This is a genomic window from Streptomyces sp. NPDC060198 (genome assembly GCF_042728415.1).
Classification (GTDB): Bacteria; Actinomycetota; Actinomycetes; order Streptomycetales; family Streptomycetaceae; genus Streptomyces.
In genome coordinates this window covers 15,043-27,024 of the sequence record NZ_JBHWZJ010000057.1, presented here as the reverse complement: position 1 = coordinate 27,024, position 11,982 = coordinate 15,043, and the positions used below count along the sequence as shown (strand labels likewise).

Genomic DNA, 11,982 nt, shown 5'->3' with positions numbered 1-11,982 from the left:
GCAGTGGGACAGCGGCAACAACGCCGTCGCCCTCGAACCGGGCGTCGTCTTCACCTACGAACGCAGCCGCACCCCTCGACCTCGCCCTCACTCCTCGGCCGCACCCGATCCCCGCACCCCTCCTCGGCGCCCCCTCGCGCCCCTCCCCGCTCGGGAGGGGCGGCCCTTGGCGCGTGGGGGCGCGGTGCGGTGCGACGCAGGGTGCGTGCGGTGCAGGGCTCGTGGCGGCGGATCGGCGGAGGTGGCGGTGATGCGGGTGGCGGCTGGGTACGCTCGGGGAGCGCCCGGCGGGGGCGGTTGCCCTTCCGTACGGGCGCGCCGTGACGGGTTGCGATGCGCCCTCTGGAACCGGGAAGGCGAGCACCTTATGCCGGACTCGGCGAGGTTGGCCTCCAGCGGCCTTCCGGCGTCATAACGCCCCAGGTCAGGAAGAGTGCTTCCCGCGCGTGCGGGGATGGTCCGGTCGTCGCGGAGGTGCCGATCACGCAGGCGTTGTGCTCCCCGCGCGTGCGGGGATGGTCCGGCGGCCTCGTCCAACATGAGCATGACCCGGTCGTGCTCCCCGCGCGTGCGGAGATGGCCCCGTCGCCGTGGTCTCACATCTCGCCGCGTCGTTGTGCTCCCCGCGCGTGCGGGGATGGTCCCCACTCCAGGTCGACGTCGTAGGTGCCGGCCGCGTGCTCCCCGCGCGTGCGGGGATGGTCCCTCGTCGCCGTCGAGGCGCCCGGTGGTACTGCGGTGCCGCACGCGCACCCCGGCGGCGGCCGCCACGAAGTGTCGCCCCTCCCGTTTCACCCGCCCCGGACGAGCAACCGCACCTCCTCCTTGAGGAAGGCGTCCCGGCAGAACTCGAAGTGGTCGACTCTCCGCATGTCGAACACCTGCCGGATGCCGCGCTGCCGGGCGAGGGCGACGACATCGTTGAACCGCTGCTCGAAGTGGAGCGAGAAGAAGACGCGCGTCCGATCGCTGATGGCCATGATGCGCGCGATCCGCTGGAAGAAGAGTTCGTACTGCCCGTCCGGCTCCCAGTAGTCCCAGAGGTCCGCGGCGTGCCGCTGTACCTGTCTCAGGTCTTTTCCACTGATCTTGTGCAGGTACTCACAGAAGTTCTGGAACTCCACGAGAGACTCGGGAATCTGGGCGATGCGCTTCAACTCCGCCAATGGACGATCCGAGTCCAGTTGGGCCACCTTCCCTGAAATGATCATCGTCGAATGATTGATGTTGGGGTCGAGCAGCAAGGCGGCCTTTATCTTGGGCTGGCGCTCCGGGTGATCGCGCCACAGGTCGGCCAGGCGAAATATCATGTCGCAGCCCACCGAGAATCCGACAAGAGTGATGCGCTTGTTCGGATACTGCCGGTGCAGATTGTTGATGGCGCCACTCACCAGATCGGCATGGGCCGCAATCCCGATCGGCCGGTACCGCTCGTCCCTGGCCTCCTCCACGTTGTGGCCGAACAGCGTGATGGACACCGTGTGCTGCCGCGCCACGTTCATGAAGGGACGGAAGTCGTCCGCGTCGAGCCCGAGCCCGTGCAACAGGATCACCAGGTCAGGGGATTCCGTGCGACGCTCGGCGTACCAGAGTTGCCTGCCGATGACGGCGTTGTCCGAGGGGAGATCCTCCTCGAAGTCGTCCGCGTGGATCTCGAAGTAGCGGCGCACCACCTCACGGCGGGTCTCCCGCCGGCGCTCCGCGAGACCGCGCACCCACCAGGCGAGCGAGAAGACCGCGGCGACGACGAGGATCACCAGGGTTCCGCCCGCGACCACATGGCTCCAGGTCCAACTGATGATCGACCGTGCCTCGTCGCTGTAAATTCCGATGGCGGCGCCGATGACGCCCCCCACCGTCGCGACCAGGACTTTATGCCGCCTCGCGAACTCTGCCGCTCTCTCTATTCGAACCGAACTAAGGCTCACCGCGCCACCCAGCCCCCGTCAATGCTTCCAGTCCTTCGTGGAGGGTCACTTCCCCCATGAAGTGGGCGTCAGAAACATCGGCGATGTGCAGCACCTCTTCGCTTCCGGCGGGATACGCGCGCACGGTGCATCCCATCTGCGTCAGCTCGTGACTCGGTTCCATGCTGAGTAGCATTCCGGGCGCGGCGAGGGAGTTCCTGACTGTTTCGACGATCCGCTCCCTGATCTCCTCGGAGTATTGGTAGAGGACGAAGTTGCAGGTGACCACGTTGATCTCGTGCGCCACCAGGAACCGGGACAGGCTGAGCAGGTCCAGAATGTCGAGCTCCTCTATCAACGGGTCTGCCGCCGCACGCGACTGTCCGAGGGACCACAGGACTTCCTCGAACCGGCGTTCGTAGTAGTCGGAGGGACCGTGGCAGGTGCGCACCCAGTCGAGGGTGGGCAGTGGGGGACGGTCGACACCGCGGAGGAAGTCGAGCGGGATCTCCCGGTAGGGAGGCGCCTTGGGACGCCAGCGGAGATCGTCGGCGAAACGCTCGTAGACCGGGCGATTGTTCAACTGTCGCAGCAGCAGCCCGATGCTCGTCCCGAGGTCGAGGAGCCGGACGCGTTCGATCCTCCGAGCGTGGGCGAAGGCTCCGACGACGAGTTGCGGGAGCAGGAAGCGCCGCGCCCCGGTGTACGAGTTCGAGTGGTTCTCCATCAGGCGCGTCACCTCGCCCGCGTTCTCGTCCAGCGCCCGCTCCAGGACCGCACTGCGACTCTCGATGGGGAGTTCGCCGCGGAAGACCTCGTCCGGCCCGCCCTCCTGCTCCGCCAGTTGCCGTACGGCTATGCCGAGGAGGGTGATGGCGTGAGCGTCGCTGATGTCCGGACGCTGCGACCACAGGGCGGTGAGCAGCCGGTCGAGCCCGGGAGTCGGGTCCGTACGGGCGACCCGGCCGAGGCTTTCGTGGAACAGGGACCATCCGTGGTTCCCCTGCTGGTGCGAGCCCATGTCGTCGAGCGTCCTGAGCAGCGAATCCTTACGTGCAGCGAACACGGGACTGTCTCCTTCGTCTTGGGCCGGACGTCATGGGACGGCCACGTGACCGGGCAGATGCTGATGGGCGGGCGAGAGACCTCTCAGGGTGAAGGTGTCCGCGAATCGCTCGACGGCTTCCGTCACCTCGTGGGAAGCGCCGAGCCGATGTGCTCCCGCGACCGCCTCCGTCATGACCGTCCGGGCGAGTTCGGCCAGCCCGGGAGCGGCGAGCCCGTAACGGGCCGCGTCGGTCCACTCACGGCTGGTCGGCTGCGTTCCCACGCCGCGGAGCAGGTGGTGGACGACATCCGAGGTCGCCTCGTCGTCGAAGAGGGCAGCCACGACGGCGACGGGCACCATCCAGTCGTCCTCCTCCTGCGCGTCGATCATGCGCAATTCGAGGTGGCCACAGGCCCGGACCGGGGGAACGAGGAACTTCAGGTGATGGAAAAGATCATCGACGCCCACCGCGCGAGGCCCGCCACCGCGCAGCCACCGCCGGAGCGACAGCCCTTCGGGCGCGGGCTCCCACTGGTCCCCCGGGCCGCTTGCTCCGCTCGATTCCCGTACGGGTACGTCGAACGGGCCCTCGGAGCGGCGGATCGCCAGAACCTGCGAGTCGAGGGCGAACTGGGTCCACACGTGGCGCGGATCCCCTGCCGGCCGTAACGCGCGAGTGCGCAGACGGTCCGCCCGGAAGCGCAGCAGTTGCCTGCCCGAGACCGCGAAGTGCCCGGACGGTCCTTGGACGTCTCTGACGGGGGAGTTGGCGAACATGGCCATGAGCAGCGGCCCCAACGCGTTGGCGATCAGCCATCTGCGAGACCGTCCCCGCCAGCCGGCGGAGTCGTCACCCGCGTCGACATTGACCTGCAACGAGGCGGTGTTGCAGAGGAGTTCGTCGCCATCGGCACCGATTCGGGCGTAGAAGTTCCGCAACGCCAGGTATCGGGGGAGCGGCACGATGAACCGTGCGGGCCGGTGGTCGAGCCCGGCTCCGAGCAGCCGTACTCCTGCCTGGGCGCAACGACTCCTCAAGGCCAGCAGATCGGCGGTGACGGCATCGACGCATTCGGGTAGGGAGTCTCGCGGCAGGCTGCTGAGCTCCAGCTGCGCCCCGGGCTCCCAGGAGAGCACTCCGCCCGCCGGGAGAGGCTGCCCGGGGGTGTCGGCCAAGCGAGCCAGCTCCTGACGACCGGGGCGCAGGCCGGGGTCTCCCACCGGTAGGACGAACCACTCCAACTCGACCCCGATGCGTCCCACCCGGTCCCGTGACAGGGAATGGTCGAAGATCAGGCGTTCCGCTTCGGATTCGGTCAACGCACTTTCCAATGAAGCACGCCCTTCGGCCCGTTTAACCACCAGTGGTCAATGGATCAAGCTCATCCCGCAGGGAATGACCGTTCGGCGTCCCGACGGACCTTCGCACGGAAATCCATTAGGCCAGACAGGACACTCCCCGTCCAGGGCGGTCATGCGCGGAGAATCAGCCGGGCGTGCGGGGAAGAGTGCCGATTCCCGCACCTCGGCGCCGGGTACTGGACTATCGTCTGGGTCTTCGACAACAACCCTCCGCCATGGCCTCAAGAGATTGGCCGAATACATGCCGCCGACCCCACTCTCCCGTCACCTGCACCACAGGCGTTTCGGACAGTTGACCTACATGGAGCGCCTCAGTGATTCCGCCACCGTCAATGTGTTCTTCCACGGCTTGGGCTTGGACGCGACGGACTACCAGGAGTACCTGGAGACACACGACATCCACGGGGTCGCCGTCAGCCTCGCCGGTTACGCCCCCGGGCACCCCGAGCCTCTACCACCCGTTCCCGTCGAACGGCACGTCGAGATGGTGGCCGGACTCATCGCCAAACTGCACCACGACCACCCTGGCAAACGGATCACTCTCGTCGGCTTCTCCCTGGGTGCCGATCTCGTCCTTCAGCTGGCCGAACACTGGGCGGCGACCCCTGGAACGCCCGAACTCCCCCTTGCGGGCGTCCTGCTTCTCGACCCCAACGTGAACCAGTCGACGATGACGCTCTCCAAGATCCTCGCCGCCGCCGACCGGGACGATCCGACGCAGGCCTTCCAGAACGTGATCGGTCTGGCCGGGAACCTCGACGCCTTCCGCGCATTGTGCGCGTACGCCCTGAAAGTCACCTCGAAGGATTTCGCCCAAGTACAGCAAATGGCACAGGACATGATGCGATACTGGCAACCCTCCGGATATGGACAATTCGGTCGGCGAATTTCCCGGGTAGCGGACATCGCCGACGCGGTGAGCATTGTCCTTTCAGCCGACTACGAAAAGCATCTCTCGGGAATGCGGGCGGCTCTACGGGATCAGCGAACGGACGCGACACACGTCTCGTTCGACGTCACCAGTCTCGATCACTTCGATCTCATCGAGGCGGACTTCCTCTCCCCTGAATTGAAGTCACTCGCATGTGGTGGGGACGTGTGACTTCCCGTTCCACCAGCGCCGCTCGCGATGGCTGCCGAAACCGGCCGAGCCGCTGGCCCTCCCCGCCACCCGCATCACGCCCTGCGCGACGTCCGTGCGGGAAGCGGTGACCGACAGCCCGACGGACAGGTGAATCCCCCACACGACATTGAGCCTGCGCATCCTTCGCCCGGCTCCTCGCACAGACGATCTCCGCCCGTGCGGGAATGTCGCGAGCTCCTCCCGTGCGGGAATGTCCGAAGAGGACGCGGAGCTCCGCTTTCTCAGGCTCCGCCGCCGATCGTCCAGGCACCCGGACGCCCCCGAACACCCGGAGGGCGGGTCCACGCGTGAACCCGCCCCGGATGCGGCTCCCCTTCCTCGGACCGAGGCGAGAAGGGTTTGGCCTCAGTCCGGCAGCCGCTCCAAGAGCCAGCCTCCGAGCTCCCCGGTGATCCGGGTGTGCCCGGTGGTCTCGGACGAGCAGAGGAACTCGTCGAGGTCGCTCTCTTCCGGCGGCAGCCCGTGGACGTTGGCGTAGAGGTCGTCCGGCTGGTCGACGTCGCGGATGGCGACGGCGCTCACGGTCGGGACGAAGCAGATGTCGGCGTGGTCCAGTTCGATCTCGGCGCCGAACCTCTCCAGCATCTCCGCGAGGATGCCGTACGAGTCGAGTGTGCCGCCGGGCGCACCGTCGAGCTCCGGGAAGCCACTGGTGGTGATGGTCTTCTCGGCGGCCGGAAAGAGCCGCTTCAGTTCGGCGACGACGACCTCGTGGCCTTCGGACTGGGTGTAGAAGGTGGTGCCGGGGTAGACCAGCTCGCCGACGCTGGCGAGTGCGACCTGGCCGGGGTCGACGGTCGGCCCCCGGCCGTCGCCGCGCCCGTTGGCCACCGCGATCAGGCGGGGGATCTGCGGCCAGAACCCGACCGAGCGCAGCTCGGCGAGGAACTTCTCGCGCTCGGGGGCGACACCGACGGTCTCCGTCTCACGGTCGTAATGACGCCACAGCATCTCGCGGGCGGCCGGGCTGTCCATCTGCCGGGCGAACTTGTTGGCCAGGGGGATGAAGTAGGAGAAGGCCTGGAGGCCGATGGGGATGACGGCGCCCCGGTGCGGGGTGTCGTACGAGAAGTACAGCGCCGTCTGGTGATCGATGCCCTGGCCCTCCAGCTTGGCGAGGACGTACCGGGCGATGATCCCGCCCATGCTGAAGCCGCCCACGGTCAGCGGGGCACTCCCCTGCCGCTCCGCGATGGTGCGCTGGATGGCGGCGGTGACGGTCTTGGCGTTGTCCATGATCGAGGCGCTGCGCTCGTCGTAGCCGATGAGGACGACGTCCCGGCCGGACCGGCGGATCTCCGTGAGGAGGGCGTAATCGCCGCCGCCGTCCAGGCCCTGGAAGAGCTTCTCCAGGTCGGACGGGCCGAGGTTGAAGCCGTCGGCCAGCAGGACCGGCCTACGGATGCCGTCGTGGTTCTCGCCGTGGAAGACGTGGGCGAAACCGTTCGGGAGTTCCCACTCCTCGTCGGGCCGGGGCGCCGGGCTCGCGCTCATCGCCTTGGCGTGGACCGCCCCGCCGACCGCGAACTCGCCGACGCCCTGCTCAGCCTGCTGACCGGACAATGTGATGCTCCTCCGTCTGCGCACGCCCCAGCGACCCGCCGGAACAGCGGGCACGGGAACTGAGGGACGTCACCGAGACAGGGCTCATCATGAGCAGGCCCGGAACACCCGGGCGAGAGGATGCGTCCCGGTTCATCCCTATAGGGGAAGCGTGACGCCCAGGTTTACCGGCCCCCGCGCGGGCCCTCCGACCGGCCCGCGCGCACCCCGGAGGGAAGCCGTACCTGTACCCGCCGTGCCCGCTTCGTACGTCCAGCAACCGGCGGCGTCGCGGTCAGCCGCGCGCGGACACCGTCTTCTCGATCTGCTCCACCACGAAGTCGGGCCGGTCCTTCGGTACGTCGTGCGAACTGCCGGTCGCGGTGACGAGCGTCCGGTTCGGCGCCTGCCGGACGAACGAGGCGGCTGCGTCGCGCCAGCGCTGGGCGTCCTCGGGCGATCCGTCGAAGGGGGTCTTCTCCGAGACGATGACGTCCACGGGGACGCTGTCCGGCCAGGACATCTTGTTGTACGCCTGGTGGGCCGGGGTGAAGTTCTCGGCGGTCGCGATCAGTTGACGGTTCGCGGGGGCGCTGGGGTCCTTCTTCGCCGCGTCCAGCTCCGGCTGGGTCGCGGCCACCAGCCGGGCGATCTCCTGGTCCGTGAAGAACGGCGGCAGATTGGCGTCCACGAGCACGGAGGCGGAGACCTCCTTCGGGTTCTCCTTGGCGAAGTAGGTCGCGACCTCGCCGGCCTGGGAGTGGGACACCAGGATCACGTCCTTGGTGACACCCAGCGCGGTGAGCCCCGTCTTGAGGTCGCCGACGGCGGCCTCCACGTCCCAGCCCCCGGGCACCGCCTCGCTCCGACCGAGGCCGGCCCGGTCGTACGTGATGACCGTCGCACCGGTGTCCGCGTGGAGCCGGGGGACGATGTCGTTCCAGTACGAGGAGTCCTCCCCGCCGCCCGCGTCCAGGACGATGGTGGGGCCGTGGCCCGTGGTGACGTGGAAAGCGACCTGGTGACCATCGCTGTCGACCATGTGCAGCTTCGACGCCCCCGCCGGAGTCGATGCCGACGCCGAGGATTTCGGCGGAGCCGCCTTCGTGGCGGCGGAATCCTCCTCTCCGCAGGCCGTGACGATCCCGCCGGTGACCGCCAGCAGAGCGACTGCGGACAGCGCACGGCGGGTACGTCGGGAGAGCGGGAGCATGCGTGACATGGGTGGTCCTCGGTGCCTGGAAACGGAGCACGATCGAAGCCGATCGGTCACGTTCCATCCTCCGAGCGCGCCCGCCCCGGGACCATCCGGTTGGCACGCCGATCGGCGGTGCCGCTGGGGCCAGTGAGCGGGGTGGGGATATCCCCAGGACAGGCCGGGCGGGCCGGGCAAGCGGTGGGCGATTGCTTCGCCGCGACCTCGACTACTGCACCACACCCCGGAGTCACACGTGCGTCACCCTACGTCGTCAAGGCCGTCGCCCCGCACCGCGCGACCGCCCCCCGAACCGACGTGACGCGCCCTGCCCGCAGCCATGCGGGCGCATGGGCACTCCTGCCCCGACGCTGCGATCGGACGGTCCACCATGCGCAACTCGCTCCGGACGACACCCGAGCCCGCCGAGGCTCGACGGCGGAGCGGCTTACGGTTCGAGGTGCTCCGCTACGGGCCCGCGAACGGCTTCGTTCCCGGACCCCTGGACCTCCGCGTCCTGCCCACCCCGCACGACGCCGTCCGAGTCATCCGCAGCCAACTCCGCGCGAGCCACGTCCTCGGCCTGCCTCCGCACGAAGCCGTGAAGGCCCGCCGCCGGGCGGATCACGGCAGCTGGATTCCCGTCCTCGGCACGCTGTACCGGGGCGAGCCCTGCGGGTTCGTGCTCCGGCTCCGCAAGGGCCGCCACCTGGAGTGGAACGTGCGCCCCCTGACGTACGTACTGCTGTCGCACGCGGGGTGCGGCGCGCACGGCGTCCCCGGAGGCTCCCCGGGCTCCGGACCCGCCACCGAGCCTCGGCACGCCGCGCCTACCACGTGCAGGGCTTCCCCAAGTCCTTGACGCTGTCGGCGAGTTCGATCGGCGATGCGGGCCACCCGACATGCTGCCAGTGGGCGATGCGCCAACTCAGACGCCTCGGCCAGAGCGCCGTCCCGGGCAGTCCGGCCACCGGCATCCACACGGGTCGGCCCCCGTAGTTGTCGAGTTGGTCCTCGGCGCCGGTCTCGCCCTCGGCGTGTACGAGGAAGTAGTGCTGCCGGGTCTCCTCCTTCCACACCCGGGCCACCTCCCGGTCGACGCTCCCGGCGAGCGCGGTCTCCTCCCGCAACTCCCGCAGCACCGCCTCGTGCAGGGTCTCCCCCGCCTCCACGCCGCCGCCGGGGATCTCGTACCAGGTGTCACGGCGGTCGGACTGCTGGATGAGCAGGATCTGTCCGTCGCGGATGACTATCGCACCGGCCCGTACGCGCTTGGGCACGGAGGTCGTCGGGTCCTTCCACCGGGCCGCGCCGCTCTTCGGGCCGCTGACCGCCCAGTCGCGGAGCACCTGCTCCGCCGTGCCGACCGGCCGGATGCGCGCATGCAGCGCCTCCGCGAGGGTGAGGGCCCGGCGGCGGCTCTCGTCCGTCGGTTCTCCGGCGCGGGGCAGGTGGTAGAGGCCGACCTCCGTCACATCGCTCGTGAGCACCAGGGCATCGTCGTCGTACCGCACGTCTGCTCTCATGGACCCGATGGTGTTCGGGGTTCGGAGAGCGCGCAAGGCATTACCCGGCCGAGGGTGCCGCGTTCGTCCAGAGGTTCGCCCGGACACCCCAGAGTCGATCAGGCTTTCGCATCAACCGGTCGGTAGGTGCACACGTTCACCCCGGCCGCGCTGGTGACCGTCGACACCAACTCCAGGGTGCGCAGGCCACCGTCCGCCGGGAAGACCGTCTTACCGCCACCGAGCAGTACCGGCATCACCATCAACCGCAACTCGTCGGCCAGGCCCTCCCTCAGGAGGGTCCGCGCAAGGGTGGGGCTGCCCATGACCGCCAGGTCGCCGCCCTCGGTCCCGCGCAGGGCGCGGATGCGGTCGACGGCCTCACCGCCGGGAATCAGCGTGGTGTTGGCCCACGACAGGTCCTGGTCGGCCAGCGTCTTCGAGACGACGTACTTCGGGATGGCGTTCATCCGGTCGGCGAACGGGTCCCCCGCCCGGTCCGGCCACGCCCCGGCCATCGTCTGCCAGGTACGGCGCCCGAACAGCAGCGCCTCCGCCTTGGCGAGTACCTCGTCGAAGGTCCCGCCCACGACCTCCGGGTCGAAGAACGGGTGCGACCAGCCTCCGTGCGCGAACCCGCCGTCCCTGTCCTCCTCCGGGCCGCCCGGTGCCTGCACGACGCCGTCGAGGCTCATGAACTCACTGATGACGATGCGCACGGGCTCGCTCCCTGGTCTTCCGTCGTCCCACTCGTTGTGTACGCAAGGAAGACAGCCGGCCCGGCGAAAACTCATCGCGGCACGCCGGAGGCGGCGGCGAATCCGGACCTTCGGCGACGTCCGGTCGCGCAGCGCTGGAGGCGCAGCACCGGAGGCACAGGACCGGAGGCACCGAACTGGGGGTACAGGACCGGGCACGCATCCGCGCCCGGTCCCCCGCTTCAGGCCTTCGGGGCCACCTTGGACAGCCCGTTGATGATGCGGTCCATCGCGTCGCCGCCGGTCGGGTCGGTGAGGTTGGCCAGCATCTTCAGGGTGAACTTCATCAGCAGCGGGTGGGTGAGGCCGCGCTGCGTGGCGATCTTCATGATCTTCGGGTTGCCGATGATCTTCACGAACGCGCGGCCGAGCGTGTAGTAGCCGCCGTAGGTGTCCTTGAGGATCTTCGGGTAGTTGTGCAGGGCCAGTTCGCGCTGGGCCGGGGTCGCGCGGGCGGTGGCCTGCACGATGACGTCGGCGGCGATCTGGCCGGACTCCATCGCGTAGGCGATGCCCTCGCCGTTGAACGGGTTGACGAGGCCGCCCGCGTCACCGACGAGCAGCAGGCCCTTGGTGTAGTGCGGCTGGCGGTTGAAGGCCATGGGGAGGGCGGCGCCGCGGATGGGCGTCGTCATGTTCTCCGGGGTGTAGCCCCAGTCCGCCGGCATCGAGGCGCACCAGGCCTTGAGGACCTCGCGCCAGTCCAGCTCACGGAAGGCGGAGGAGGAGTTGAGGATGCCGAGGCCGACGTTGGACGTACCGTCGCCCATGCCGAAGATCCAGCCGTACCCGGGCAGCAGGCGGTCCTGCGGGCCGCGCCGGTCCCAGAGTTCGAGCCAGGACTCCAGGTAGTCGTCGTCGTGGCGGGGCGAGGTGAAGTACGTACGGACCGCGACGCCCATCGGGCGGTCCTCACGGCGGTGCAGGCCCATGGCGAGGGAGAGCCGGGTGGAGTTGCCGTCGGCGGCGACGACGAGCGGGGCGTGGAAGGTGACCGGGGTCTTCTCCTCGCCGAGCTTGGCGTTGACGCCGGTGATGCGGCCGGTGCGCTCGTCGATGATCGGGGCGCCGACGTTGGCGCGCTCGTACAGCCGCGCGCCCGCCTTCTGGGCCTGCCGGGCGAGCTGCTCGTCGAAGTCGTCGCGCTTGCGGACGAGGCCGTAGTCCGGGTACGAGGCGAGGTCGGGCCAGTCGAGCTGGAGGCGGACGCCGCCGCCGATGATGCGGAGGCCCTTGTTCCGGGACCAGCCGGCCTCTTCGGAGATGTCGATGCCCATGGAGACCAGCTGCTTGGTCGCGCGGGGGGTGAGACCGTCGCCGCAGACCTTCTCCCGGGGGAACGCCGTCTTCTCCAGCAGCAGGACGTCGAGCCCGGCCTTGGCGAGGTAGTACGCGGTCGTGGAGCCGGCTGGGCCTGCTCCGACGACGATCACGTCCGCGCTGTGTTCGGAGAGGGGCTCGGTCACGGTCGGATCTCCCGAAGACTCGAAAACGCGTGCCGCGGGGCACCGGTCCCATGCA

10 protein-coding genes, 1 pseudogene and 1 CRISPR repeat array are annotated in these 11,982 nt (G+C 69.0%); of the genes and pseudogenes, 3 read left to right on the top strand and 8 right to left on the bottom strand.

The window, feature by feature from the left end:
- Positions 1–67: pseudogene (locus ACFWEP_RS10705) on the top strand (arginine deiminase family protein); the annotation flags it as partial.
- Between the two features lie 366 nt (positions 68–433).
- Positions 434–705: direct repeats of the CRISPR family, unit length 28 nt; unit sequence GTGCTCCCCGCGCGTGCGGGGATGGTCC.
- An 86-nt stretch (positions 706–791) separates the two neighbouring features.
- On the opposite strand, the gene ACFWEP_RS10700 reads toward ACFWEP_RS10705, so the two are convergent.
- The 3 genes from ACFWEP_RS10700 to ACFWEP_RS10690 form a co-directional block, all read right to left on the bottom strand.
- Positions 792–1,856, bottom strand: coding sequence for an alpha/beta hydrolase (locus ACFWEP_RS10700; protein WP_387368602.1), 1,065 nt, complete (start codon positions 1,854–1,856; stop codon positions 792–794).
- A gap of 61 nt (positions 1,857–1,917) precedes the next feature.
- On the bottom strand, positions 1,918–2,973 hold the full coding sequence (locus tag ACFWEP_RS10695) for a hypothetical protein (RefSeq protein WP_387368600.1): 1,056 nt from the start codon (positions 2,971–2,973) through the stop codon (positions 1,918–1,920).
- A gap of 30 nt (positions 2,974–3,003) precedes the next feature.
- Positions 3,004–4,275 carry a glutamate-cysteine ligase family protein gene (locus ACFWEP_RS10690; RefSeq protein ID WP_387368598.1) on the bottom strand — a complete coding sequence of 424 codons (1,272 nt, stop codon included), beginning with the start codon at positions 4,273–4,275 and terminating at the stop codon, positions 3,004–3,006.
- 343 nt (positions 4,276–4,618) lie between these two features.
- Between ACFWEP_RS10690 and ACFWEP_RS10685 the strand changes: the two genes are divergently transcribed.
- Positions 4,619–5,419, top strand: coding sequence for an alpha/beta fold hydrolase (locus ACFWEP_RS10685; RefSeq protein ID WP_387368596.1), 801 nt, complete (start codon positions 4,619–4,621; stop codon positions 5,417–5,419).
- Positions 5,420–5,806: 387 nt separating this feature from the next.
- On the opposite strand, the gene ACFWEP_RS10680 is transcribed toward ACFWEP_RS10685, so the two are convergent.
- Positions 5,807–7,024, bottom strand: coding sequence for a lipase family alpha/beta hydrolase (locus ACFWEP_RS10680; RefSeq protein WP_387368594.1), 1,218 nt, complete (start codon positions 7,022–7,024; stop codon positions 5,807–5,809).
- A gap of 274 nt (positions 7,025–7,298) precedes the next feature.
- A complete protein-coding gene (locus tag ACFWEP_RS10675; protein WP_387368592.1) occupies positions 7,299–8,225 on the bottom strand; it encodes an alpha/beta fold hydrolase in 927 nt (308 codons plus the stop codon).
- Positions 8,226–8,589: 364 nt separating this feature from the next.
- Between ACFWEP_RS10675 and ACFWEP_RS10670 the strand changes: the two genes are divergently transcribed.
- Positions 8,590–9,060, top strand: coding sequence for a hypothetical protein (locus ACFWEP_RS10670; protein ID WP_387368590.1), 471 nt, complete (start codon positions 8,590–8,592; stop codon positions 9,058–9,060).
- Here the strand turns inward: ACFWEP_RS10670 and ACFWEP_RS10665 are convergent.
- The 3 genes from ACFWEP_RS10665 to ACFWEP_RS10655 all read right to left on the bottom strand — a co-directional run bounded on the left by ACFWEP_RS10665 (position 9,029) and on the right by ACFWEP_RS10655 (position 11,927).
- Positions 9,029–9,724, bottom strand: a complete 696-nt coding sequence (locus ACFWEP_RS10665; RefSeq protein WP_387368588.1) for an NUDIX domain-containing protein — start codon at positions 9,722–9,724, stop codon at positions 9,029–9,031. The two genes, ACFWEP_RS10670 and ACFWEP_RS10665, sit on opposite strands and share 32 nt — an antisense overlap.
- A gap of 98 nt (positions 9,725–9,822) precedes the next feature.
- Positions 9,823–10,422: a dihydrofolate reductase family protein gene (locus ACFWEP_RS10660; protein ID WP_387368586.1), complete on the bottom strand. Its 600-nt coding sequence runs from the start codon at positions 10,420–10,422 to the stop codon at positions 9,823–9,825.
- A 221-nt stretch (positions 10,423–10,643) separates the two neighbouring features.
- Positions 10,644–11,927, bottom strand: coding sequence for a geranylgeranyl reductase family protein (locus ACFWEP_RS10655; RefSeq protein ID WP_327176274.1), 1,284 nt, complete (start codon positions 11,925–11,927; stop codon positions 10,644–10,646).
- Positions 11,928–11,982: the final 55 nt, after the last annotated feature.

Coding starts and splice junctions, on each gene's coding strand:
- ACFWEP_RS10670 (WP_387368590.1), top strand. CDS start 8,590: ATGCGCAACTCGCTCCGGACGACACCCGAGCCCGCCGAGGCTCGACGG.
- ACFWEP_RS10685 (WP_387368596.1), top strand. CDS start 4,619: ATGGAGCGCCTCAGTGATTCCGCCACCGTCAATGTGTTCTTCCACGGC.
- ACFWEP_RS10675 (WP_387368592.1), bottom strand. CDS start 8,225: ATGTCACGCATGCTCCCGCTCTCCCGACGTACCCGCCGTGCGCTGTCC.
- ACFWEP_RS10665 (WP_387368588.1), bottom strand. CDS start 9,724: ATGAGAGCAGACGTGCGGTACGACGACGATGCCCTGGTGCTCACGAGC.